The organism is Levilactobacillus mulengensis (assembly GCF_003946045.1).
Taxonomy (GTDB): Bacteria; Bacillota; Bacilli; order Lactobacillales; family Lactobacillaceae; genus Levilactobacillus; species Levilactobacillus mulengensis.
On record NZ_RHNW01000013.1, the window covers coordinates 15,893 to 41,478 of the forward strand.

The following is a 25,586-nucleotide window of genomic DNA, read 5'->3' on the forward strand; positions in this document are numbered from 1 at the left end:
GGTATGAGTGAAGGATTTGTCGTTGCAATTTTAGGGGCCACGGGCGCCGTGGGAACCCGCTTGATTCAACAGTTAGAACAGTCTACGATTCCGGTGAAGAACGTGAAATTATTGGCGTCTTCGCGCTCGGCAGGAAAGGTCTTACAATTTAGAGAACAGGACGTCACGGTTGAAGAAGCCACGCCCGCTGCATTTGACGGGGTCGACCTGGTTTTGGCCTCGGCCGGTGGCAGTGTCTCGAAGAAATTTCTACCGGAAGCCGTGAAGCGCGGAGCAGTCTGCGTGGACAATACCAGTGCCTTTCGGATGGTGCCAGAGATTCCGCTGGTCGTGCCGGAAGTGAACGAATCGGCGTTGTATCAACACCAAGGCATCATTGCCAACCCAAATTGCTCGACGATTCAAATGATGGTCGCCCTAGAACCCATTCGCCAGGCCATTGGGTTGAAGCAGATCATCGTTTCCACCTACCAAGCCGCATCCGGTGCCGGACAGTCGGCCTTGAATGAGCTGTACACTGAGGCCCAGGACTTCCTGGATGGCAAGCAGATGCACGCGGACATTTTCCCAACGAAGGGCGATCAAAAGCATTATCCATTGGCCTTTAATCTGTTGCCACAGATTGACGTGCTGGAGGATAACCTGTACTCCCATGAAGAGTGGAAGATGATTCACGAAACGAAGAAGATCATGCTGGGGGACATGGATGCCAGTGAAATCAAGGTCACGGCCACCTGTGTCCGGGTTCCCGTCCCCATCAGTCACGGGGAATCCATTTGGATCGATACCGGGGACCCCACCGCCACGGTCGACCAATTACGGCAGGCCATTGCGGACGCACCGGGCGCCGTGTTACAGGATGACCCAGCCCATCAAGTCTATCCGCAACCCGTCAACGCGACCGGGACGCGCGACACCTACGTTGGGCGGATCCGGCCCGACCTGGAAAATCCGGGGGCTTTCAACCTGTGGGTCGTGTCCGATAACCTCTTAAAGGGGGCCGCTTGGAATACGGTTCAGATTGCGGAACGGCTGGTTGCCGATGACCTGGTTCATCCGGTGGTGCCGGCAACGAAGTAAAATAGCGGTCAAAGTTTGTCGATTGTAGGTAGCAATTAATCGTGGGACGTTAATTATGCTACATACAAGAAGCCGGTACCACAGCATTTGACCGAATAACGATTTAATTGAATAGCCTATCGACTAAATTTGTGGACAAAATGTCTAACGGAAAAAACAGTTTACTGGTTAAGCCCAAACACTTGGGTAAAACGAGTTAACCCCTGGTACTGCGAGGCCAACGAGCAGCCACCACCACACGCGAATGCGTTTGTGGCGGTGGCTTTTTTGTATCCATTAGTCGATAATCCGTTATTACTATCCATTGTTAACAGGACGTTACATATTCTGGCAAAGAGCTTGAATTCGGCCCCACAAAATATGCAATTAGTGATGATACTGTCTCTGGAAATGCACGTTTACCGGTCGCAAAGACGGGGAGAGGCGCCACCAGAGTCAAACGAGTAGTCATTTTCGACGGCCGTTGCGCAGAAGCGTAACGGCCTAAGAATGGTTCAAAAAGTGAGGACGAAAAGCATGTCGTTAGCCCAATTAGAGTCGGTTTTACTGTGGATCACCCTGGTTGCGGCCGTGATTTTAGTGGTCACGGTGGCAATTTATTTTTGGTATTCGCGGAAAAATTCGAATAACTATTTGGAAAATCAGGAAATAGAGTTACGGTACTTCATTCAAAAGCAGGTCGACTTCCGCGGTCAGACCACCGGGTACGAGTGTCTGCTGCGACAGCACAACAACGATGGGTCTTGGTCGTTGCCCCAAAAGTTGGATTCATTACCCTTACAACGGGTTATCTTTTTATTGGAGGATACCTTCAAGGCCTTGCCCCGCGAAGACATCACCTTGTCGATCAACCTGGAGTACGATCAAATTTTAAGCCCAGACTTCCATTACTTTGTGCGCTGGGCCATTTCAAAAATCACGCCGATGAATTTGGCGGTCGAGTATACGGCTAACGGCCAAGAAGGACGCCTGAATCGGCGGTTATTTCTCAAGCGGATTCGGGATGGGCGGGCGTATGGCATGCGCTTTGACGTGGATAACGTCGGGTCCAGCCTGGAAAACCTAAAGAACGTGAAGTGGCTCTTGCCACAGGTCGATTCGCTCAAGTGTTCCATGCGGAGCTTCAGAAAGGAAGATCCTTCCGTATGGTTGGATTTGAATTTGCAATATTGGAACCGGTTGTCCCAGGAAAATCACATTCAATTGATTTTGATGGGGGTGGAAGACGAGGCGGACGAGCAGCTCGCAGAACAGTTAAGGATTCGGGTCCGGCAGGGGTACCGCTTTGGGCGGCCGGCGAACCCACAGGAGGCAATGGATGACCAAAAAGTCAGCAACAAGTGAGAACGATAGCGCCAAAGTGAAGCAGCAATTGTATACCGACGCTTATTTTGAAAAGGGCCACTGGGGCCTGAAAATTTGGCAAACGCTGGTCGCCATCTTTGGCTGGATCTGCGTCATCGTGCCCGTGGTGATTACGGTCACGTCCTTTTGGGCCGCGTATGACCCGAAGATTCCTCACCTGTGGTCGTACAACGAAGGAATCTTTGAAATCAAGTTTATTGGGATCATCCTGTTGTTTGCCTTCGTGATGGTCTGGCTGTTTGCCGTGGGGATGACGATCATTCAAAACCGTAAACGTGACCGGGTCGTGGAGCAGTGGCCGACGTTTAACCCCATCAATCAAAAGAAGCGGGAGACGGCCCTGGAAAAATTCATGGACGAGCGGTTTGGCGACGAAGAATTTCGCCACAACGTTCGGACCTACCAGGTCAAACCCGAGCAAAATCTCGATACGGATCAGATTCACGACCTGTACGAGAAACATGATCTAAATGATTTGGATGACTAGGAGGTCCCATGTTTAACGTCTTTATTGATAGCATTTTAAAAGCGACACTGGGGCAGACCTTGCTGAACATTTTTCTACTGATTCTCTGCCTGTATCCGGTCGTGGGGTCGTTCTTTTGGTTTGCGGGCGCGCTGTCGTACCGCTTTTTTAAGACTAATAAGCGCGACTACGACTGGGAAAATATTCCGGTGGATCAGCAGCCCATGATCACCATTATGATTCCGGCGCATGACGAAGAGGTCATGATTGAAGAAACCATCACGTACCTGTTTGACCAGCTGAACTATGACAATTTTGAGGTGCTGGTGATGAACGATGGCTCCAGCGACGATACCGGAGCTATTATTAGCCGTTTGCAGGAAAAATATCCGCGGCTGCGGACCGTTGAAATTTTGAAAAATAAGGGTAAGGCCCACGCCTTTAACATCGGCATGTACTTTGCCAAGGGTGAGTACATTCTGAGCGACGATGCCGACACGATTCCCGAGCCCGACGCGCTGATGAAGTATATGAACTTTTTCATGCGCGACCGGGACATGAACACCTCCGCCGTGACCGCCAATATGGACGTGCAGAACCGCTCCAGCCTGTTGGGCAAGTCGCAGACGGTGGAATTTACCAGTATCGTCGGGGTCATCAAGCGTAGTCAGACGGCCATTAACGACTCGATGTACGCCTACAGTGGGGCCAACACCCTGTATAAGAAGGACTTTCTGATCGACGTCGGGGGCTTTCGGCAGAACCGGGCCACGGAGGATATCAGTATCGCCTGGGACCACCAGATGATTGGTGCCGTACCGCGGTTCGCCCCGAACGTGATCTTCCATATGAACGTGCCGGAAACGATTCGGGATCTCTACAAGCAGCGGAAACGCTGGGCGCAGGGGGGCACCGAGGTCTGGCTGACCAATATTAAGAAATTTGTCTTTCATCCGATTCAGCACCGCTACCAGATTTCCATGTTCGTGGACTCCACGCTCTCCATTCTGTGGTCGTTTTTCTTCACGCTGACCTCGCTGTCATTTCTGGCAACGATGGCGATGTTCCTGTTTACCGGCAACTACGAGCGGGTCATCCACGGAATCGTGATTTCATTTATCTTCGTGACCTTTGAAATTTTCGCCGGCTTTATGCAGCTATTGGCGGCATTACTGTTGGACCACCACGGTATCAAGCTCAAGTACATCCTGTTTGCACCGCTGTACATGCTGTTTTACTGGATGGTCAACCCGATTACGGTCGTGATGACGTTCATCCCCGCCTTGAAAACGATTTTGGGCTTTGGCTCGGGAACCTGGGTCAGCCCGAAACGGAAGTCGTTGCAGAAAAAATAAGCGTGGGACAAACGAGTCTGGGGGGGGAAACTCCAGGCTCGTTTTTGCGTAAAGCCACCGCCACTTGGTATAACTAAATTTGTAAGACGTGGTGGGTTGTCGGGGCCAAGCAATATGGTACTGTTAGAGGAGCGACAAATTTTCACGGCAGACAGGGAGGTCGTCACATGGAGATTGATGAACATCAACGGTGGTTAGTGGACTTTTACAAGCAACGGAATTGGTATGATTACTCGCCCTTCATCCATTTGAATTTCTTGACGGAAGAGGTCGGTGAACTGGCGCGGGCGGTTCGCGCCATTGAGATTGGGCGCGACCATCCCGGCGAGGCGCACAAGTCGGCGGCCGTTTGGGAAGCCAATTTGCAAGAAGAGCTGGCGGACGTCTTGGATCAGGTGTTGATGGTCGCCAGTCAGTACGGCGTCGACCCGCAGCAGCTGTTGCAGGCCAGCCAGGATAAATTGACCAAGCGATTTCACACCGAAAAATAAATAGCTGAAACGAAAAAGCGTTAGCCAATGTCCCGGTGGGGATAGTGGCTAACGTTTTTGCTTACCGTCGTTCAATCGCGAGCAGGAACGGTGGGGTGTGAATTTGATTGATAAAACCATATTGCAGGACCTGATACGCCTTTTGCGGCAGTGCCTGGCAGAAGTCCACCACGGCCTGGCGTTCTGTGGGGCCACCGGGGTGACCGGCGTAGACGACCAGGATGATGCGGCCGCCACGAGGCAGGTGGGGTAGCAACGTTTTCACCGCGGCCAACGTGGTTTCCGGTCGGGTGATGACGGATTTGTCACCACCGGGCAGGTAGCCCAGGTTAAACACGGCCGCCGTGACGGGTTCATCGGGCGTTAGGAACTCACCGACGTGTTCGTGGCCGGTCGCGTGGAGCTCGACCTGAGCGCCGAGGCCAGTCAAGGTTAATTGCTGCTGGGTCGCGTCGAGGGCGGCCTGTTGAATGTCAAAGCCGATGACGCGACCGGTCTTACCGACTAAGTTGGCGAGAAAGAGGGTGTCGTGGCCCTGACCAACGGTGGCGTCAACCACGGTCATGCCGGGACCAACGATTTCAGTTAAAAGTGTATGACTATAAGTTAAGGCATTTGGTAAGTTCATTTATAAAGCATCTCCATAACGGGTTAAGTACCATTGGGTCAAAGTCAGGAGGACAAAACCGAGCGACCAGCCGCCAATCACGTCGGTCGGGTAGTGCACGCCCACGTAGATTCGCGTCAGGCCAATGATGACGATCCAGATACTCAGTAGGAGGGTCACCACCCAGCGCGAATTTTTATGCTGGCGCAACGACCAGCCCAGTAAAACAATCAGCGAACCCCACAGGAGCATGGCCGTAATGGAGTGGCCGCTGGGAAAGCTGTAGGAGCTGGCACTGACGAGGCGGTCAACCGTGGGCCGCGGCCGTTGGACCAGATGTTTAATCACGCTGTTGCCGATCCCCGCCCAGATTAGGACGTTGACTGCCAAAAACAGCGCGCCCCGATAACGTCGGAGGATCACTAAGGCGGCAAGTAGTAGTAGCGTGACCCAGGTTACGGGCTTGGGATTACCGGAGTGGGTGATCCAGATAATGGCGTGCGTCAAGCCGGTGGGTAAGGGCTGTCGAATCCAACCGATAATCAGCTGGTCAAACGCCTTGAGCCACGATTGCTGGAAGATAACGCCGAAAAGGTCAATTAAAAAGAGAATTCCCGCGGCCCAGGTAAAGCGCCAGCGGGTTTGTGAAATGGTCGTCAAAAAAGGAGACCTCCTGTGAAATGTAATCATGACGTAAGAACTGACTAATGTTGATGCGAAGGTGTGGCCAGTTCTTCTGATAATAATTTTAGTATAGCACAGGGGGGTCACGAATAAGCGGCTGAGTTGATTGCCTATTGAAAAATTAATATAGACTGGGACTCAAATATACTGGGGATGAAATAAGGGCGGAGATAGGTAGTTGAAATTGTTAAGGGGTGAATGAGTCTAATAAACTTAAAGAAAGTGAAACGTGGTTCTGACGCTCCAAACTAGTGTACGCCGCAGGGCCGGTGAAAATGGACTCAGCCGTGGGAATTACCTTAGCGGCGATCCTAGCCGCTTAGGTAATTGATATCTTTGAGACGCGACAGCGGCTCAAAGTAAGGCGGAAGACCGCCCTGTGGCTTCCGCCGTTCGCCCACAGCGTCCCGGCCCATTTTCACCGGCCCGGAGGCACTGTTTTAGGACACAGAACAGAATGGAATTATTCGCGGAAATGCCGGGCTGGCCCTTGCTTTTCGCGAAGGGGTTTGCTAAGATGAAAACAATCTGATTAAGCAAAGACGTTGATGAGAAGTAGTAGTTTGACGGGGTATTCAGCAAGCGGATGGTCGCTGTGAATCCGTTACCCGGTCGAACGAACTTGTCTCGGAGTCTTCTCCGCTGCAAAGTGGGCGTTTGGCGACGTTATCAGCCGTTAATGAGCCTCGGTACAAGACCGGGGAAATGTAGGTGGTACCGCGCTGACACGCCCTACAGAAGCTGAATTTTGGGCTTCTGGGGGCTTTTTTTGTGGCTCGACGTTGAAATTGAGAAAGGGAGCGAACGATTTGGCATACGAACACCAAATAATTGAACGCAAATGGCAACATTACTGGCGGGTCAATGAAACATTTAAGACCTCTGACAATCAAAGCAAACCGAAGTATTACGTGATGGATATGTTCCCATACCCTTCAGGTCAAGGACTCCACGTGGGTCATCCCGAAGGTTACACGGCAACCGACATCATGGCCCGCTTGAAGCGGATGCAGGGCTTCAACGTCTTGCACCCAATGGGCTGGGACGCTTTCGGTCTGCCCGCTGAACAATACGCCTTGAAGACGGGGCACAACCCCAAGGACTTCACCGCACACAACATCAAGAATTTCAAACGACAAATCCGCTCACTTGGGTTCTCTTACGACTGGAGCCGCGAGGTCAACACGACTGATGAATCCTTCTACAAGTGGACGCAGTGGATCTTTGAACAAATGTACAAAAAGGGTCTGGCTTACGAAGACAAGATCATGGTCAACTGGGCGCCTGATTTCATGGGTGGCACTGTTGTGGCCAACGAAGAAGTTGTCGATGGGAAGACGGAACGGGGTGGCTATCCCGTTTACCGCGTGCCAATGCGGCAATGGGTGCTGAAGATCACGGCCTACGCTGACCGTTTGCTGGATGACTTGGACGACCTGGACTGGCCGGACAGCATCAAGGAAATGCAACGTAACTGGATTGGCCGTTCCGAAGGGGCCAGCGTCTTCTTCCCCGTTGCTGGGCAGGAAGATACCAAGGTCGAAGTCTACACGACGCGTCCTGACACCTTGTTTGGCGCGACCTACATGGTCTTAGCACCAGAACATGCCTTGGTTGAAAAAATCACGACACCGGAACATGCCGACGAAGTTAAGGCTTACCAACAGGCCATTGACAGCAAGTCTGACCTGGAACGGACTGATTTGAACAAGGACAAGACCGGGGTCTTCACTGGGGCCTATGGAATTAACCCAATGAGCGGTGAGAAATTACCAATCTGGATTGGGGATTACGTGTTGTCTTCCTACGGGACTGGGGCCATCATGGCCGTGCCTGCGCATGACGACCGGGACAACGAATTTGCTCAAAAATTCAACCTGCCAATCGTGCAAGTGATTGCGGGGGATGACGATACCGACGTGCAAGCCGCTGCCTACACGGGCGATGGCAAGCATATCAACTCCGACTTCCTGGACGGTTTGAACAAGAAGGACGCCATCGCTGCGGCCATTGACTGGCTGGAGGAACACAAGGCTGGCCACAAGAAGGTCAACTTCCGTCTGCGAGACTGGATCTTCTCCCGTCAACGTTACTGGGGTGAACCGATTCCCGTGATTCATTGGGAAGATGGCGAGACCACGTTGGTTCCGGAAGACGAATTGCCATTGAAGCTGCCCGCAGCTAAGCAACTCGAACCTTCTGGGACCGGTGAAAGTCCATTGGCTAACCTGGATGACTGGGTGAACGTCGTGGATGAAAACGGACGTAAAGGGAAACGTGAAACCAACACCATGCCACAATGGGCGGGGAGTTCATGGTACTTCTTGCGTTACATCGATCCACACAACGACCAGGCCATTGCTGATCCTGAGAAGCTGAAATACTGGATGCCAGTCGACCTCTACATTGGTGGGGCCGAGCACGCCGTACTGCATTTGCTGTACGCGCGGTTCTGGCACAAGTTCCTGTACGACCTCGGTGTCGTGCCAACCAAGGAACCTTTCCAAAAGCTGGTTAACCAAGGGATGATCCTCGGGACCAACCACGAAAAGATGTCCAAGTCCAAGGGTAACGTCATCAACCCCGACGAAATCGTCGACAAGGTTGGGGCCGACACCCTGCGTCTGTACGAAATGTTCATGGGGCCATTAGAAGCTTCCAAGCCATGGAGTACGGAAGGTATCAACGGTTCCAAGCGTTGGCTCGACCGCGTTTGGCGTCTGTTGATCGATGATAACAACCATCTGCGTGACCGGGTCACGATGATCAACGATGGTACGTTGGATAAGATCTACAACCAAACCGTTAAGACGGTGAGTGAAGACCTCGAGGCTATGCGTTTCAACGTAGCCATTTCTCAATTGATGGTCTTCGTCAACGAAGCCTACAAGGCCGACAGCCTGCCATTGATCTACATGGAAGGTTTCGTCAAGATGATTTCGCCAATCGTTCCCCACATTGCCGAAGAACTTTGGGCATTGATGGGTCACGACGACACGATTTCCTACGCCAAGTGGCCAACGTACGATGCCAAGCAATTGGTTGAAGACGTGGTCGAAATGGTCGTTCAGGTCAACGGTAAGGTCCGGGCCCACTTGAAGGTGGCCAAGGACGCTGCTAAGGACGACATCGAAGCCCAAGCTTTGGCTGATGAGACGGTTAAGGCTCACACGGATGGCAAGACGGTTCGGAAGGTCATCGTCGTCCCAGGCAAGCTCGTCAACATCGTCGCCAACTAAGGCAACTCCTGTCCTTGCCGCCTCGGCGGTCAGGTACGCCACCCCCTATGGGGACCGACCGAAGCCACAGAGCGGTCTTCGGTCTCGGTTGTAAGCCGCGAAGAATGCGTCTTACAACACGTCCCGTATTCTAAGACCGGAAAGTCGCCGGCCTAAGAATACCGACACAGGGGGTTCTGTACCTGACCGCCTTCGGCTAGGACTGTGTGTTGAAGTTACTTGGTGCGCGTTGGATTGGTTTCAGCGTTATGAAATGAGCCCAATATAACTAGGTTAATCACAATCTACTTGAAAACTTAAGTGTCAGTCACTTTCCTAATCGAAGGTGGCTGGCACTTTTTGTTTGGCATGGTAGGTTTGATGTGGATAATGAGGGTCATCAATGCGGATCTTTTTGTTTGACGGCGTTGGTGACAGTGAGGAGGGATTCGGAATGTGGCGAAGATTGAAGATTCTTAGTCGCTTTGAGTTGCGGCAGACTTGGGACGAGAAGGCGATTCTTTTTTACACGTTGGTTGCGCCCACGATTTACTTTGTGATTGCGACCGTTAGTTCCGGTGGCCATCCATTTGGCCTACACAACGTGGCGTATCAATTACTGGGGTACTGGGCCTACATCGTCCTGGTTGGCGTGCTGAACGGGTTTCAGTTCGGGCTGATTGGGATGCGAGAGAGCAATTTTCTAAAAATGTTTACGATTATCGCCGGGGACAAGCGGTTGATTTTCTACAGTAATTTGCTGGTCCAGATTGTATTTATTCAGGTTGAAATCGTGGTGTTTGACATCATCGTGCTGCTGTTAAATCCGGCCTCACTGAGTCTAGCTCCCTTGATGGTGGGCGGTTTCTTGCTGAATTTCCTGTTGATTCCGATTGTGGCGGGCTTCACGAACTTTATCTTGATGCTGCCAATCAAGCTCAACGTGGTGTCGCTCATGATGATGGGGTACATTTTCCTGGGAATGCTCCTGATCAATCTGCCGTTTAATCCGGATTCGGCGTTGGGCATCGTGTTGACGGCCCTGAATCCCTGCAGTTACATGATTGTGGCGTACGGGATGCTGTTTAATTTGATGGGGCCGGCGACCGGGATGATGCTGGGCGTGTTGGGCGTCGTTGCCCTGTTCTACTTGGCCGTGGGTTTCTACCCCGTCCGGCACATGAAGCTACAGTCGTACACCAGTCGCTATTAGGAGGCGCACCATGCAAATTGAAAGTTTTTCGTACCAGTTACCCGATGGTCGCCAACTATTTGACCATTTAACGGCGACATTTGAACCGGGGAAGCTCAATATTCTCTTAGGCGTGAACGGCGTGGGCAAGACGACGCTCCTCGACTTGATTTCCGGAGTCAGCGAGCAACGACACTTACCATTCACCGGCTTCCCAGCCATGCAGCGCATCGCTTATCACATGCAGGGCGCACCGTTCACCGGGACCGCCACGGTTTTTGAGACGATTAAAATGATGGCGGATCTGGATCGACCATCAGAGAATTTTCAAGTCGACCAGTTACCTGCGAATCTTCAGGTGATTGCGCAAACGCGATTAAAAGACCTGTCGGGCGGTCAGCGGCAGTTGGTCTTGTTGGCGGGTGTTTGTCAGCTGGAACGCGATTTATATCTGTTCGATGAACCCGAGAGCGGACTGGACGTGAAGGTGGCCGTCGCGGTTATTGACCAGATTAAGCAGCTGGTCGCGCGGGGCAAGACCGTCATCATGACGACGCACCAGTTCCGCAATCTGCCAACGGAAAACGTTCACGTCTTGGTTTTGGCGGGCCAGTGCATCGCGTTTAGTGGCAGTCCGGCCGAGTTAATGGCCGAGACCGACGCCGAGACGTTGGAGGATGCTTATTTGAAAACGGATGCCTAAAAATTGGGGGAGGCACAGCGATGATGCAAGATTCAAAGAGAGTGTTTATGACATTGTCGGCCACGGAGCTGGCTCAAATTGATTTGCTGATTGACCAGGGGATCGTGCACTCACGCACAGAATTCATCCAGCGGGCCATCAAAGAGGAATTAAAGGCCAACCGGGCTATCATTCAAACGGTCAATGCGGAAACATTTCACGGCCGCACGTTGGAAACCCTGGTCGGCAATTATACGTACACCGACGAGGACATCAACGACCGTCTGCGGCGGAAGGGTGCCAGTCAACTGTTCATCGTCGGGCGGCTGGACCTGTCACAGATTCGCCAGGAAGATAACCTGTTTAGAGCCATTAAATCGCTGACGGTCGTTGGCAAGTTGGTGGCCAGTCCCACGATTCAGGCACATTATGAGGACTAGCAAAAAGGGTGATGACCCAGCCAACCGGCTCAGTCATCACCCTTTTAGTGTTGAACAATTTTATTCGCCTCCAGGCTGGTGAAAACTGGGCCTGGTCGCGTCCGTTCCCGGCGGCGCGCTCAAGGAGCCCTACTGTGGGGTCGGTTCCAGCCGAAGGGCGGGCTTCCACCTCAACTTTGAGCCTGAGGTGCGGTCTCAAAGGTTGTCCCGTGAACTAGGCTGGAAAATAACTCCAGCCAAGGTCACCGACACAGCCGGGCACCTTGGCTCGCCTCTGGTCACTCCCACGACTGGCCCAATTTTCACCAGCCCTGCGGCTAATATTGGTTTAACCCGTGGATTGCTTACCTAACACTACTGTTTGGAAGTTGTTTAAATAGTAGTGTTAGGTGTTTCCCCTAAAACGGAAAGGATAAAAACAAGGGAAATGCCGGGGTTAAGCCAGTCTAAGCCGTGAGGACGGCAAAAATGGACTCAGCTGTGGGAATTAAAAAAGCGGCTAGCCGCTTCTTTAATTGGTGATTTTGAGACATGATTCTGTGGCTCAAAACAAGCTAGAAGACCGCTCTTTGGCTTCTAGCGTCCTGCCCACCGCGTTCCGGTCCATTTTTGTCGTCCGGTAAGACGCACTAGAACTGGCTTAACGCCGGCGGTGACGGACGAAGGTGAAGAAGTGCAGGATGCTAGCCAGCAGCACGTAGAAAATCACCACAAACGTTGCGTACGTCAGCCAGAATTTACCAGCCGCAAAGACCCCGAACCACCAGGCTTGCAGGCCCATGGTGATCAGCGCCATGATGGCAATCATAAAGAATAAAAGTATGTAGCGTTTCAACGTGTTATCATCCTTTCGTGGCCGGTCAGCGATTTTCTTGCCCCAGTGCTGACACTCGGCAATTTTTTCGGGTCGGGGCGCGTGGGTCCCCCACGTTCCGGTGCCGACAAATTCGCCGACCTTGATCAGACCGGCTCCGGTTAAGATGCGGTCAATCGTGACGAAGGTCTGGTCGGTGATGCCGGTGAAGAAGTTCTCCGTGGAGCTGATGAAACAGGTGGTCATGCTTAAGTAATGTTTATCCTTATATTTGCCGGGTAACGTGTCGGCCACGGAATTCATTTTGACTAAACGGAATCGCATGCAGTCAAAGAACTGCTTCATCACGCCGGACATGCCGCCCCAATAGGTTGGTGCGCAAACAATCCAGAAGTCACTGGCCGCCATCTTGGCTTCAATTTCATCCAACGCCGGGCAGGCCTGTGCCTTGGTGTCCGGGTAAATGTCGTAGTCCCGAAGAAACACGGTCTCCACCTCGGCCGAAGCGGGCAGGGCATCTAAAACAGCCTGCAAATAGCCGGCGGTGATGCCTTGGCGTTCGTGACTGCCTAACAATGCTAAATAACGCAAACAAATCGCCTCACTTATCACTCATTCTCAGTGTAACAAAAAAGTCGCCACACTAAGTCATTCACAGGATAAGTATACCGCATTTGGAAACGGATAATCCTCTGAAAGACTGACTTAGCAGGCGATAAGGCGGCTTCAGTGTTGTAATTTCAGTATTCAAATTTAGACGGAGGGACGTCCAGATGACTACTTGGTAGTGGACTATTAGTTATGTAATATTGGCTGCCGAAGGTAAGTTTATGAGGACACGCTAGTGAAAATGGCTGGTCGATGTGAGTGACTAGAGGCGGGCCAAAGTGACCAGCTGTGTCGATGGTCTTAATAGAGTGATTTTCTCTATTTAGAGCATGGGACAAACTTTGCGACCGTTTCTCAGGCGCAAAGTTGAGGTGGAAGCCCGTCCTTCAGGCTGGAACCGACCCCACAGCAGGGCACTTTGAGCTCGCCGCCGGGAACGGCAAGCCAGAGCACCCATTTTCACCAGCGTAAAAAAATAAACCCCGTCGGCCAATTGGCTAACAGGGGAGAAACAAACGCTAAAGGATTTCAGTTAAAATAGCAAAGAACCGATGACTGACAACGGCTTCTTGGCCGCTCTTAGAGAGTTGATAGTTTAATAAATGCCGGTCGAATTCGTGGAAGAAGACGTTGGCCATTGTTTGATAATCACTATCATTCGTCTGATCAATACGCTTAAAGCTGCGCCACGTGGAATAAATTAACTGGGCATCTGGAATCGATGCTAACTCTGGGAAGTGGGCCCGAATACTCTTGGTCATCGTTACGACCTGTTTTGCTCGTTCTGGTGACATCTGCATCTTCGGTGCTGCGCTGGAACCAGCTGTTGCCTGCGTCATGTTGGCATTCCTCCTTGAATAATTACTGTTTCTCGACTAATTCAAGCATACCACTGTTAGTGGCATCCGGTAAGCAAGATGCTGAGAAACTGCCAATAATCCCGAAATCTTTACCGAAACCTGATATTTACCAGGGAAATCCTATGGTATAATGTTTGTTTGATTAGCTCGGCCATTTTCGGGTCGGGACAAACGATGAATTTTGAAATTTTAGAAATTGAAAGTAGGGTGTCAAATGGCGGCAAGGTCAAATCAAACCGGAAACCAAGGAAGTGCGCAAGACCAGATGGTTGCCGGGTCGGCGTGGATGACGGCCGGGAGTATTTTTTCTCGGATTCTCGGCGCCGTGTACATTATTCCCTGGAATATCTGGTTCGGTGCATTTTATCTACAGGGTAACGCGCTCTATGGGAAGGGTTATAACATCTATAGCTTCTTCCTGATTGCGGCGATTGCGGGGGTACCTTCGGCGATTGCCAAGCAGGTGGCCCATTACAATGCCTTAAATGAATACGGCATTAGTGTCCGGTTGTACAAACGGGGGCTGGAAATTGCGATTGTCACCGGGATCTCCATCGCGCTGCTGATGTACTTGGGGGCGCCGCTCTTTACCGGGGGCGATGCGCACCTGGTGCCCGTCCTGCACTCACTGGCCTGGGCCATCCTGATCATCCCCACGATGAGTTTGACGCGCGGGTATTTCCAAGGCTTCCAGCAAATGGCGCCGTCAGCGATTTCCCAATTCGTGGAACAGCTGGTTCGGGTCGCCTACATGCTGATCACGGCCTTCATTATCATGCGGGTCTTGAATGGAAACTGGGTCACGGCCGTGTCGCAATCCACCTTTGCGGCGGCCATCGGGGCCCTGGGTGGCCTGCTGATTCTGGGCGTCTACTACTGGCGTCGGCGGCATTATTTCCGCGACTTAGTAGCTAACAGTAACAATGAGTTAGTGGTCCCTGCCAATCAATTATATAAGGAAATCATTGCGCAAGCCGTGCCGTTTATCGTTTTAGGGGCCGGCATTACCATCTTCCAATTGATTGACCAGTACACCTTTGCGCCCATCATGCACATGGCCGGTACCTACACGGATGCCCACCTGAATGACTTATTCGCGTTGTTCGGGGTTAACGCCAACAAATTAATTATGATTACCATTTCACTCGCGTCGGCCTTGGCCGTGACGGTCGTGCCGTTACTGTCCGAGTCGTATACGCGGGGGAATAAGTCTGAAATTTCTGCGCAACTATCCAACGCGTTTTTGATGTTTGAATTCGTCATGATTCCCAGTGCGTTGGGGATGGCCGCCATTGCTGGTCCGTTGAACCTGGTCTTTTATGGCCGGTCACACGCCGCATTGGCCGCCTCCATCCTGGCCTTCTCGTCTTACTTGTCGATTTTACTAGGCCTGTACACGGTGGTTTCCGCGCTGATGCAGGGGATTTCGCAAAATAAACGCGCGGTCCGGTACTTCCTAGTCGGGACCGTCGTGAAATTTATTGTCCAGTGGCCACTGGTTTACTTCTTTGGGGCCTTTGGACCACTGATTGCGACCGGGATTGGTTTCACCGTGACCTGTTACCTGATTATCCATTCACTCGATGTCCAATTTGGGATTAACTTTGCCCACATTGCCAAGAAGACGAACGGGATTCTGTTGACCTCGATTGGGACCTACATTTTAGCCCGCTTCGTGGCCTGGGTCGGGGCCTTCAGCGGCAGTCAGGGCCGGGTCATGAACTTCTTGATTGTGATGGTCGCGGTTATCGTGGCCGGTTATTTTTACGTGTACGTCGTTCTGCGAACCCGATTAGCGGATTCCATTTTGGGCCCACGAATTGCTGGGCTGCGGCGGCGGTTGCACATTCGTTAGAGGAGGCAAAGTGCGATGAACATTGAACGTTACTTAACGGAACATCGTCAGGGCACCCCGGGTCAGATTTTCCGGTTGCTGCGGCAGGGCCGAGTCACCGTCAACGACTTTGTGGTGGACTCGCCCCGTGAAAACGTGGTGGCGACCGACCAAGTCCGCGTCGATGGGCTAGCGGTCACGGGCCGGCAACCCCAGTATCTGGCGTTTAATAAGCCGGTGGGATTCGTTTTGAATCTGGAGCCGACCAGTCAACGGAGTTTAGGTAGCCTGCTCAACGCGTTAGACCAGCAACGGTCACTCAAAGCCTTGGCAGATTTGCCTAAGGAAGCGGTGGGATTGGTCGTGGCCAGTGACGATGAGCACTTCTTAGCCGACGTGACGGCGCAGAACTGGGACAGCACGCTACAGGTTAGTTTGAGCGGGACAACGGTGCCGACACTGACAACGAATGCGGCATTCAAGCAGGTCACCTCAAGCGTGGACCAGGTGCACCAGAATGTGACGCTGACGCTGGTAACCAGCGATGTGCCGGCAGGGATTGCGGCGTTGACCGCCTTGCCGGGCGTGAACGGCCCCGTCAGCCGCACGGCACTCGGTCCCTTAGCGTTGCCGGTGGATCTACCAGTCGGCACGTACCGCGGACTCTTCGCCGAGGAAATTGATGCGGTGGGCTCGTTGGAAAAGATTGCGACACAGAATTAGACTTAAAAATGACAAAAATAGGACTGATCAGTGATTCCCTGAGGGAAGGCTGATCAGTCCTTTTCTGTATGCATTTGGTTTTGAGGTTAGTGTTACTTGATACAGAGAATGGATTGTTGATGGACTAGTTTAGTGTTGACTGGACAAAGCAACGTAACCTATCAGACTATTGATAATTAACGATATTACGTCAGTGACCAGAGGCGGGCCAAAGCGACCAGCTGTGTCGATGGTCTTAGCTGAGTGATTTTCTCAGCTAAGACCATGGGACGACCTTTGCGACCGTTTCTCAGGCGCAAAGTCGAGGTGGAAGACCGCCCCTCAGTCTGGAACCGGCCCCACAGCAGGGCACTTTGAGCCCGCCGCCGGGAACGGAAGTCTCAACTAACCGTCATTACGCTAATTTTATGGTGTAAGTTATTTAGCTTCGTGTTGTTTCATAAACGTGGGGAGGGCCGCCGCAATCTGGCTGGGCAACACCACGTACTGCGTCTGTGCCAGCTCTTCAGCGATGGCACTGTGGCTGTAGACCGCGGCACAAACGGCCGGGTCCGTGGGATGGAATTGCGCCACGAAGCCGCCGATCATCCCCGCGAGCGTGTCGCCCATGCCACCGGTCGCTTGGGCGGGGGTACCGAGTGGATTGACGTAGGTTTGGTCCGCCGTGTAAATTTCAGTCCGGTGGGACTTGACCACGACCGTGGCGTGTAACTGATCCACGGCTGCCCGATTGGCGACTGCCGTTTGGTCCGCGATGGCGATGCCACTGAGTCGTTGCCATTCCATTTGATGGGGCGTGAAAATCAGGTGGGCTTGCGGCAACGACAGATGGTCTTGGGCGACTAACGTGATGGCTGATCCGTCAATGACCAACGTCTGCTCGGGCATCACGGCACTGAAGACATTGGCCAGCACGGCCTGCGCCTGGTTGTCAGTCCCGAGGCCGGGGCCAATGACCACCACATCGGTGCCCTTGATCAGCGATTGTGTTTGGGCAAAGTCCGTGATGTCCGCGAACATGGCCTCAGGGAGTCGCGCGTGCAGGCTGCCCTGATTGCTGGCGTCGGTGATGGTCGTGACCAGCCCAGCACCGGCGTACACGGCTGCGGCGCTCGCCATTAGGATGGCACCGCCAAAGTTGCGGTTGCCGCCAATCAGGGTGATGCGGCCGTAGGTACCCTTGTAGCTGTCCGCCGGGCGCTGGCGAATCGTTTCGGTTAAAATTTTATCGGTTAAAGTTTCCATATGAGTGGGCCTCCTCGTTCACCATTTTAGTATAGCACGGCCGGTCGTAGGCGCACGTGTCAAATCAACCGGAACAGCGCTCAGCTACTTCACCGAGTGAATAACAAATTTCCGCAATGAAATCGGCTTACAATTGCGGGGCGGTATGCTAGAATTGACGGTAGGTCACTGAATGAACATTGCGGCAATTAGCAGTCTCTTTTTTCGGCTGATTGGGCCACGCAAATTGACAGCGTTATTTTTAACTCATCCACAGCAGTGATCCGGACGTTAAGTCCAATAAAATGAAGGAGGTCCAATCATGGCAATTGATTGGCAAAAGCTATCTGAACAGTACCAAGAGGACTACCTGGCAGACCTGACAACGTTGGTCGGTATCGATAGTGCTCGTGATGATTCACAGGCCACCGATGAGTACCCACTGGGTCCCGGTCCGGCTAAGGCTTTGATTGCATTTTTAGGCTTAGCACAACGCGATGGATTTAAAACGAAAAATTTAGACAATTTAGTCGGCTACGTCGAATTTGGCGAAGGGAATGACACCTTAGCCATCCTCGGTCACGCTGACGTGATGCCAGCTGGTAAGGGGTGGCACACCGATGCCTTCACCTTGACGGAAAAGGACGGCAACCTGTACGGTCGGGGAACCTCCGACGACAAGGGGCCTTCACTAGCCGCCTACTATGGCTTGAAAATGTTGAAGGACCAAGGCATCTTACCTAAGATGAAGATTCGCTTCATCATTGGGACCGACGAAGAAAGCGACTGGACGGGGATGAACCACTACCTCGACCTCGAACCAGCCCCAACGCTGGGCTTCTCACCCGACGCTGAATTTCCCCTGATCAACGGTGAAAAGGGGAATGTGACCTTCACCACGACCTTTGCCGGGACCAACGGCGACGCGGATTTCCTACAAGAATTCGACGCTGGCTTGCGGGAAAACATGGTGCCACGGGATGCCGAAGCTATTGCGCAGGTTGCCAATGGCGACCAAGTTGTCGCTGACTTTAACAGTTTCCTGGCTAACGCTCCCATTACGGGTGAAGCCACCGTTGAAGCCGACGGCGTGCATTTCCACGTGATTGGGAAGGCCGCTCATGGGATGGAACCGAAGAACGGCATCAATGCCGGGACTTACCTGGCCACCTTCCTGAACGGTTTGAACTTTGGCGCCGACGCAGCCGATTTCTTAGGCCTGTTAGCCAACCAGTTGCATGATGATTCACGGGCAAACAAGTTGGGCATCGCTTACACGGACAAGGTCATGGGTGACCTGACCATGAACGTGGGGGTTCAAACCTTTACGGCCAACAAGGCGGCCTTGATCAACACCAACTTCCGTTACCCAACTGGTACCGGTGCGGCAGACATTCAGACTGGCTTAGCCAAGGCAACCGCTGACATGAACGTTGAACTCAAGCAGGGCCGCGAAATGGTACCACATTACGTTGATCCAAGTGACCCAATCGTGGCCACGTTGATGGACGTTTACCGGCAACAGACCGGCGATATGGATGCCCAACCCGAAGTTGTGGGTGGCGGCACGTACGGCCGGCTGATGAAGCGTGGCGTGGCCTTCGGGGCCTTATTCCCCGGCACGGCTGACACGATGCATCAAGCCGATGAATTTCAACCCAAGGCCGACCTGTTAAAGGCGATGGCCATTTATGGTCAGGCCATTTACGAGCTGACCAAGTAAGCCACCGAATTTGGCGAAGGAGTGAGAGAAATGGCCGCAGAATACAAGCGTATTTTAGTGGGGGTCGACGGTTCCCGGCAGGCACGACGGGCAATTGACAAAGCGATTGCCGTTGCCGTGCGGAACCAGGCTGAACTGATTATCGTCACGATTATGAGTGGCGGGGATTACGTGGGTTTGGGAACCGATACCCAAGTTGGTTTCGGGTACGTTGATCAACAGGTGATGGACGAAGCCCGTCAGGATCTGGAAGCTACCGTTGATAAATATCGGCGTAAGGCCCAGGAAGCCGGTGTGAAAGAAGTCGTGACCTCCGTGTTCTATGGGCACGCGAAGGTGGATTTGGCCAAGACGTTGCCTAAGGAATATCAGGCCGACTTGATCATGCTCGGTGCGACCGGGGTCAACGTGGTCGAACGGATGTTGATGGGGTCCACGGCGAGTTACGTGGTCGCCAACGCCGTCTGTGACGTCCTGATTGTGCGGACCGATATTCACAACCAAGCCAAGAGTTTGAAGACCTTGCCAACGGATTAACTTTTAGACAAACAAAGAGGACGAAAACCGCAAACTGGTTTTCGTCCTTTTTAATTTGAGTAGTAAAAAAGCGCTAGCTAAAGAAAATAGTCAACGCCAAGGTTTATTCGGGTTAAGATTACAGCCGGTGAATGTCTAAGACACTCCCGGTTTCGGCATCGGCCACGAACTGGTACTGAACCAGCTGGTCGTCTTCATAGCGGTTAATGCCGCCATAGTAAACGCGGGACTTTACCGCGAATTTTTGAAAGGGAACCGCGTGCTTTTCAATCCAGGCACCCTCGATGGGTGATTCTTGCCGGAATTGGCGTTTGACCTGTTCCAGAATGTCATCTGGATTGAGCCGGTTGGCGCCGAAGAAACGCGTGACGAAAACGCCCATTAAGCCGCCGAGCACACCGGTGAGACTTAGTTGATACAATTGTCCGTTTTTAGCAGTCATACTACCGCCTCCTACATCATTAAAATTATGGGCAAGTCAGATACGATAGTGGAGAAGTGCCTCCGGGATGGGGAAAATAGGCCGGGACGCTGTGGCTTGTTCGTTCCCGGCGGCGGAGCAAGGTGCCCTGCTGTGGGGAACGGTTCCAGCCTGAGAAGCGGTCTGCCACCTCGCCTTTGAGCCCTAAGTTCGGGTCTCAAAGGGCGTCCCAGGTTCTAAGGTGAGAAGAACACTCGCCTAAGAACCTCGACACAGCTGGTCGCCTTGCTCCGCCTCTGGTCACTAATCACTGATTGACTAAGGCCTATTTTCGCCATCCTGTCGGCCAATACTGACTTGGCCCTGATACATGTTGTGTTGCGACCGGCATTGCCAGATGACAGGTTTTAGTTGCACATCATCATGCTTCACAGTCATTGTCACCAGGTAACGCAATATCCCATCGCTTCTGCCCCTAGTATAGCAATGATTGAATGGAAGTTCCCGTAAAAAGGCAGAAATTATGGAAAAATTCGGGTGACGCTTACAGGTCGGTTGTGCAGGCGCTGGGTTCTAGCACCAGAGTGGGAGAATCTGGGTAGAATTTACCACGTCTTTAGCCGATTAACGGTCACGTTGAGGCGGTGCGAGGAGCCGGCTCGGACGCTTGCTAGGTTCATGGTGTTGGCCGGCACAGCTTGGAACGCCGTCTGAATTTGTCGTCCGCATGGGTCGCGCTCAAACAAAACCCGTGTATATTTTGCCAGTCATGCTATAATGGTTCTTGTTAACTTTCAAAACTAACCTAAAAGGAGTGCTTATTCATGGAACAATTACCCAAGATGACTGCGGCTGAATTGCAAGACGTTGTGAAGGACGGCAAGACGATGTTATTCTTCTCCGCTACTTGGTGCCCCGACTGCGCGTTCATCAAGCCAGCCATGCCAGAAATCGAAGCCGAATATTCTGACTACAAATTTGTCGCGGTCGACCGTGATGAAAACATTGATTTGGCGATCGAACTCAATGTCTTTGGCATTCCTAGTTTCATCGCTTACGAAGATGGCAAAGAAATTGGCCGTTTGGTAAACAAAGATCGTAAAACTAAAGCAGAGGTAGAAGAATTTATTAATTCTTTGACGACCAACGCCAACTAAAACCCGTTGGAAAGGATTCAAACATGTTAATTGCTAGTTACAATCCCCAAGAATTAGGGGATACTTTGATTGTTGTTGTTGCGCAGGATGTTGAGACCCAAGCCCACACGGTGCGGGATAACATTGCTCGGATCTACGACGCCGCAACTGAAAAAACGTTAGGCTACAACTTCTTAGAAATTTCGAGCATCTTACCCGAGATCAGTGGTAATGGTCAAATCGACCTGTCCGTCGAAGACGTTGCGGCTTTGAACACTGCCCTGGAAGCCGCTGGTTTTGCCGGCGAACTGGTTGCCGAAACCGCTTCACGCTTCATCGTGGGCTACGTTAAGACGGCCACGCCACACCCCGATTCCGACCACTTACTGGTCACGGAAACGGTGGTTGACAACGATGAATCACTCCAAATCGTGAGTGGGTCACCGAACATGCAGGCGGATATTAAGGTCGTCGTTGCTAAGGTTGGCGCTATGATGCCCAACGGTCTGATTATTTGGCCGGGTGAGCTGCGGGGTGTTGCCAGCAACGGGATGATCTGTTCCGGTCGCGAATTAGGCTTGGCCAATGCACCACAAAAACCAGGCGCTTTGATTTTACCCGATGATTACGTTGTTGGGGAACCATTTGACTTCGAACGGGGCCAAACCATCTTTAAAGATTAAGAAGATTATTACAAAGCAGGTGAACCCTTGTCGGTAACCTGCTTTTTTGTGTACAATAGGGGAGACTAACAATTATGGATTTTATGAAACTAAAAAGAGAGATTCAGGGAATGAGTTAAGTGGCCGCTAGGTTGGCGGCGTCTCCTCCCAGGAGTCATTAATTTCGACGGGTCCGCTCGTCAAGGAGGAAGAAACACATGGAGCACTATGATGGACCGGCATTTTATCGAAAATTTCCGGTAGAACCGACCCCTGAACAAATGGATGATACCACGGATGAACGGTCTGAACGACAGGTCCGGCTTCGTAAAGAACGCAATGACCGGTTACGCCTCCGCCAACAGCGCGAGGAAAAACGGAAAACGGCCGCGCAGAGTGCTGCCCAGGCCGTGTTACATGAAACCAAACAGCCCAGCCGGCCAACGGCGACCAAACCAACACCGGCGCCGACAACCAGTGCCACGACACCGGAAGCGGCAGCTGCGGCGGCTAGCGCGAACTACCGGCCGTTTGCGGTCACGCAGATTCCCAAGCAACGGTCACGGGTGTGGCAACCGGCCGTTTTGCGCAAACGTTATCAGCGGTTAATCGCTAGTTTTCACAAGGACGATGCCAGTTTTCTGCTGTACGGCACGGCGGCGGATGAAGCCGCTCTCAATGCGCCGGCCACGGATACGTCGACGAGTCAGGCGGCCCCAACGGTCGTCTTCACGCCAGATAGCGCGGCAACGGCTAGCAGTCAGGCTGTTACGGTCCGGTCAGCGGCAGACGTTGTCGTGCAACAACCGGCGGCCACACCGGTCGTTCAGGCTGAGTCGGTCACAACTAGTGTCGCTGGACCGAGCGCTGAACCAACCGAGTCAGTGGCGGCTAGTGAAGACGAAACGACATCAACTGACGAAGCCACGGCACCTGCCGTAGAGACGACCGTTGATGAAGCAACGCCTGTTGCCAGTGAGGCCCCAGATGGGGGAACCGGTAGCACTGACTCGTCAGATTCGGCTGAGACGCCAGTAGCCGATGAGCCACAAGCAACGGCGGACGACCCGGAGACTGAGACCTCAGACATATCTGACGTAGCGTCAGAGTCGGTCGCTGATAACAACAATAATAATGAAACCGTTGATGCTGCGGAAGCAACCACGGTGGCTGGTGAACCAGCCGCTGTGTCGACAACTGATCAAATGACCAGTGAAACCGAGTCAGCGGACGTGACAATGGCAGCGGGTGATTCGAAGCCAGCTGAATCGACAGCGGTCGTTGAACCCGCCCCAACCGAAATTTTCTATCCGGAACAGCCAACCGACAGTGCCACCAGTCAGGCCTATTTACCCGTGGACAATCAGCCCGCGCCGGTAGGGGAGGCGGCTGATGCCAGCACCATTGACGCCGAAACGGTTGCCAATGCGGCATCGGTGGACCAACAAGATGCTACTGACGCTAACGCCACCGAGACGACAGAACCTACTGAGCCGTCAGCTGATGAGGATGAACCGGCCACGCCAGTCGAGGAGACCGCTGTGTCTTCAACGGCAACGGAGCCAACGTCAGCGGCCACAGAGGAACCGACCACGACCCAACCAGCCGAAGTCACGGAGCTTTTACGGCGGGCCGAGGCACCGGAATCTGAAGCGTCAACTACGCCGGAGTCAAATCAGTCGGTTATGAGATCAGAAACGGATTCTATGACCAATCCTGGGGATGTCGAAGACACGGCGGATCCGGCTGAAACTGACTCGACCGCCAACACCGCGCCACAGCCAGCCAAGCCGGTCATCAAGGCTAAGGCTAAGCCGACGCGCGGGTTGGGCCACTCCTTAGGCGATATCATGCAAGAGGAGGGGAATGACCAACGCAACCTGGCCCTCTTTGACCGGCCCGTAGCGACGCCTGCACCGGCAGAGGAAGCCACACCAAAACGCGGTTATCATTTCCCAGACCTCTCGCTTTTGCCCAAGCCAGTGGTGCCCGATGAAGAGGCCTTGGATGAGTGGATCGAACACCAGGCCGAGGTTTTAGACGCCACGTTGAGTGCCTTTCATGTGGATGCCCACGTGACCGACTGGACGGTCGGGCCCACCGTGACGCAGTTCCAGATTAGCCTAGCACTGGGCGTCAAGGTCAACAAGATTACGAACTTGAACGATGATTTGAAATTGGCCTTGGCCGCTAAGGATATTCGAATCGAAGCGCCAATCCCAGGGAAGACCACGGTCGGCATTGAAATTCCGAACGTGAAGTCACGCCCAGTCATGTTATCAGAAATTTTAAATTCAGCTGCTTTTAAGAATAGTGAGTCACCATTAACGGTAGCCCTCGGGGTCGACCTCTTCGGGAAGCCACAAGTGACCGACCTGCGGAAGATGCCGCATGGCCTGATTGCTGGGGCGACCGGCTCCGGGAAGAGTGTGTTCATCAACTCCCTGTTGCTGTCCATCCTGTACAAGGCCACACCGGCACAGGTCAAACTGTTGCTGATTGACCCGAAGGCCGTGGAAATGGCGCCATACGACGCGTTGCCACACCTGTTATCACCAGTCATTTCCGACCCCAAGGCCGCTGCGGCAGCCCTCAAGTGGGTCGTCACGGAAATGGACGAGCGGTACGAGAAGCTGGCCGCGGCGGGCGTCCGCAACATCGAGCAGTTTAACGACCGCGCCGATGCCAACGACGAACCGAGCCTGAAGATGCCATATATTGTGATTATTATTGATGAATTGGCCGACCTGATGATGATGGCCGCCAGCGAAGTCCAAGATTACATCGTGCGGATCACCCAAAAGGCCCGAGCTGCCGGGATTCATTTGCTGGTCGCTACGCAACGGCCGAGCGTGGACATTGTCACGGGGACCATCAAGAACAACATTCCGACCCGGATTGCCTTCATGGTCTCCAGTCAGATTGACTCGCGGACCATCCTGGACACGGCCGGCGCCGAAAACCTGCTGGGTCGCGGGGATATGCTGTACTTGGGCAACGGGGCCAGTCAGCCGATGCGGCTGCAAGGGGCCTTCGTGGAATCCGAAGTCGACGGGGTCACTGACTTCGTGCGGACTCAGGGTCAACCACACTACGCCTTTGAACCCAAGGGCTTGCTCCAACGCGAAACGGCCGAGGAGAACCAAGATGAGTTGTTGCCGAAAGTGCTTGAATATATTGCGCAAGAAAAATCGGTTTCAACGTCTAAGCTTCAACGGGTCTTCTCCATTGGCTACAACCGCGCTGCCAATTTGATTGACGACCTCGAGCAACACCACTACGTTTCACCACAACACGGCTCTAAGCCGCGTGAAGTTTACCTGACACCAGAAGACTTGGGTAAGGACCTGCCGGAACCACACGACCAGGGTGCACCATTTTCATCTTAGCTTGAACAGGCCTCACCGTCTTTCTCCGCCGACTTCTTTTAAGGGGTGGGGGGATATGCTAAAATGAATAGAGA

22 protein-coding genes and 1 other annotated feature are annotated in these 25,586 nt (G+C 52.9%); of the genes, 16 read left to right on the top strand and 6 right to left on the bottom strand.

From position 1 onward, the window contains the following. Window positions 1–3: 3 nt before the first annotated feature. From EKM84_RS10985 to EKM84_RS11005, 5 genes are all read left to right on the top strand, one after another. A complete protein-coding gene (locus EKM84_RS10985) occupies window positions 4–1,080 on the top strand; it encodes an aspartate-semialdehyde dehydrogenase (RefSeq protein ID WP_125765797.1) in 1,077 nt (358 codons plus the stop codon). 516 nt (window positions 1,081–1,596) lie between these two features. After that, window positions 1,597–2,424: an EAL domain-containing protein gene (locus EKM84_RS10990; protein ID WP_125765798.1), complete on the top strand. Its 828-nt coding sequence runs from the start codon at window positions 1,597–1,599 to the stop codon at window positions 2,422–2,424. Then, window positions 2,399–2,932, top strand: a complete 534-nt coding sequence (locus EKM84_RS10995) for a hypothetical protein (RefSeq protein ID WP_125765799.1) — start codon at window positions 2,399–2,401, stop codon at window positions 2,930–2,932. Before EKM84_RS10990 ends, EKM84_RS10995 begins: the two co-directional genes overlap by 26 nt. Window positions 2,933–2,940: 8 nt before the next feature. Continuing rightward, entirely contained in the window at window positions 2,941–4,266 is a 1,326-nt protein-coding gene (locus EKM84_RS11000) for a glycosyltransferase family 2 protein (protein ID WP_125765800.1), read from the top strand. A 167-nt stretch (window positions 4,267–4,433) separates the two neighbouring features. Beyond that, window positions 4,434–4,757, top strand: a complete 324-nt coding sequence (locus EKM84_RS11005; protein WP_125765801.1) for a MazG nucleotide pyrophosphohydrolase domain-containing protein — start codon at window positions 4,434–4,436, stop codon at window positions 4,755–4,757. A gap of 61 nt (window positions 4,758–4,818) precedes the next feature. On the opposite strand, the gene EKM84_RS11010 is transcribed toward EKM84_RS11005, so the two are convergent. Continuing rightward, window positions 4,819–5,385, bottom strand: a complete 567-nt coding sequence (locus tag EKM84_RS11010) for a class I SAM-dependent methyltransferase (protein WP_125765802.1) — start codon at window positions 5,383–5,385, stop codon at window positions 4,819–4,821. Further along, complete coding sequence (locus EKM84_RS11015) at window positions 5,386–6,024, bottom strand: phosphatase PAP2 family protein (RefSeq protein ID WP_125765803.1); 639 nt, start codon at window positions 6,022–6,024, stop codon at window positions 5,386–5,388. Window positions 6,025–6,584: 560 nt separating this feature from the next. Next, window positions 6,585–6,786: a binding site (T-box leader), on the top strand. 71 nt (window positions 6,787–6,857) lie between these two features. Here EKM84_RS11015 and leuS point away from each other — a divergent pair. The 4 genes from leuS to EKM84_RS11035 all read left to right on the top strand — a co-directional run bounded on the left by leuS (window position 6,858) and on the right by EKM84_RS11035 (window position 11,580). After that, window positions 6,858–9,287 (top strand): leucine--tRNA ligase, encoded by a 2,430-nt coding sequence (gene leuS / locus EKM84_RS11020; RefSeq protein ID WP_125765804.1) that lies wholly within the window; start codon window positions 6,858–6,860, stop codon window positions 9,285–9,287. Between the two features lie 433 nt (window positions 9,288–9,720). Next, window positions 9,721–10,479 carry a hypothetical protein gene (locus EKM84_RS11025; RefSeq protein ID WP_125765805.1) on the top strand — a complete coding sequence of 253 codons (759 nt, stop codon included), beginning with the start codon at window positions 9,721–9,723 and terminating at the stop codon, window positions 10,477–10,479. Window positions 10,480–10,489: 10 nt separating this feature from the next. Further along, window positions 10,490–11,161 carry an ATP-binding cassette domain-containing protein gene (locus tag EKM84_RS11030; RefSeq protein ID WP_125765806.1) on the top strand — a complete coding sequence of 224 codons (672 nt, stop codon included), beginning with the start codon at window positions 10,490–10,492 and terminating at the stop codon, window positions 11,159–11,161. A 20-nt stretch (window positions 11,162–11,181) separates the two neighbouring features. Next, window positions 11,182–11,580: a hypothetical protein gene (locus EKM84_RS11035; RefSeq protein ID WP_164511383.1), complete on the top strand. Its 399-nt coding sequence runs from the start codon at window positions 11,182–11,184 to the stop codon at window positions 11,578–11,580. A 640-nt stretch (window positions 11,581–12,220) separates the two neighbouring features. Here EKM84_RS11035 and EKM84_RS11040 read toward each other — a convergent pair. Both EKM84_RS11040 and EKM84_RS11045 read right to left on the bottom strand, forming a co-directional pair. Next, on the bottom strand, window positions 12,221–12,985 hold the full coding sequence (locus EKM84_RS11040; protein WP_125765808.1) for a flavodoxin family protein: 765 nt from the start codon (window positions 12,983–12,985) through the stop codon (window positions 12,221–12,223). A gap of 536 nt (window positions 12,986–13,521) precedes the next feature. Beyond that, entirely contained in the window at window positions 13,522–13,842 is a 321-nt protein-coding gene (locus EKM84_RS11045) for a hypothetical protein (RefSeq protein ID WP_125765809.1), read from the bottom strand. Between the two features lie 235 nt (window positions 13,843–14,077). Here EKM84_RS11045 and EKM84_RS11050 point away from each other — a divergent pair, with 235 nt between their 5' ends. Then, a complete protein-coding gene (locus tag EKM84_RS11050; protein ID WP_125765810.1) occupies window positions 14,078–15,718 on the top strand; it encodes a putative polysaccharide biosynthesis protein in 1,641 nt (546 codons plus the stop codon). A gap of 15 nt (window positions 15,719–15,733) precedes the next feature. Further along, a complete protein-coding gene (locus EKM84_RS11055) occupies window positions 15,734–16,420 on the top strand; it encodes a pseudouridine synthase domain-containing protein (RefSeq protein WP_125765811.1) in 687 nt (228 codons plus the stop codon). Window positions 16,421–16,837: 417 nt separating this feature from the next. On the opposite strand, the gene EKM84_RS11060 is transcribed toward EKM84_RS11055, so the two are convergent. Continuing rightward, entirely contained in the window at window positions 16,838–17,665 is an 828-nt protein-coding gene (locus EKM84_RS11060; protein ID WP_125765812.1) for an NAD(P)H-hydrate dehydratase, read from the bottom strand. 301 nt (window positions 17,666–17,966) lie between these two features. On the opposite strand from EKM84_RS11060, the gene pepV reads away from it, so the two are divergent. Together pepV and EKM84_RS11070 are read left to right on the top strand one after the other, a co-directional pair. Continuing rightward, window positions 17,967–19,367, top strand: a complete 1,401-nt coding sequence (gene pepV / locus EKM84_RS11065) for a dipeptidase PepV (protein WP_125765813.1) — start codon at window positions 17,967–17,969, stop codon at window positions 19,365–19,367. A 30-nt stretch (window positions 19,368–19,397) separates the two neighbouring features. Next, window positions 19,398–19,904, top strand: coding sequence for a universal stress protein (locus EKM84_RS11070; protein WP_125765814.1), 507 nt, complete (start codon window positions 19,398–19,400; stop codon window positions 19,902–19,904). A 118-nt stretch (window positions 19,905–20,022) separates the two neighbouring features. On the opposite strand, the gene EKM84_RS11075 is transcribed toward EKM84_RS11070, so the two are convergent. After that, complete coding sequence (locus EKM84_RS11075; protein WP_125765815.1) at window positions 20,023–20,346, bottom strand: PepSY domain-containing protein; 324 nt, start codon at window positions 20,344–20,346, stop codon at window positions 20,023–20,025. A gap of 803 nt (window positions 20,347–21,149) precedes the next feature. Between EKM84_RS11075 and EKM84_RS11080 the strand changes: the two genes are divergently transcribed. From EKM84_RS11080 to EKM84_RS11090, 3 genes are all read left to right on the top strand, one after another. Beyond that, window positions 21,150–21,482: a thioredoxin family protein gene (locus EKM84_RS11080; RefSeq protein WP_125765816.1), complete on the top strand. Its 333-nt coding sequence runs from the start codon at window positions 21,150–21,152 to the stop codon at window positions 21,480–21,482. A 23-nt stretch (window positions 21,483–21,505) separates the two neighbouring features. Next, complete coding sequence (ytpR, locus tag EKM84_RS11085; protein ID WP_125765817.1) at window positions 21,506–22,144, top strand: YtpR family tRNA-binding protein; 639 nt, start codon at window positions 21,506–21,508, stop codon at window positions 22,142–22,144. Window positions 22,145–22,341: 197 nt separating this feature from the next. Next, a complete protein-coding gene (locus EKM84_RS11090) occupies window positions 22,342–25,512 on the top strand; it encodes a DNA translocase FtsK (RefSeq protein ID WP_125765818.1) in 3,171 nt (1,056 codons plus the stop codon). The last annotated feature ends 74 nt before the right edge of the window (window positions 25,513–25,586 follow it).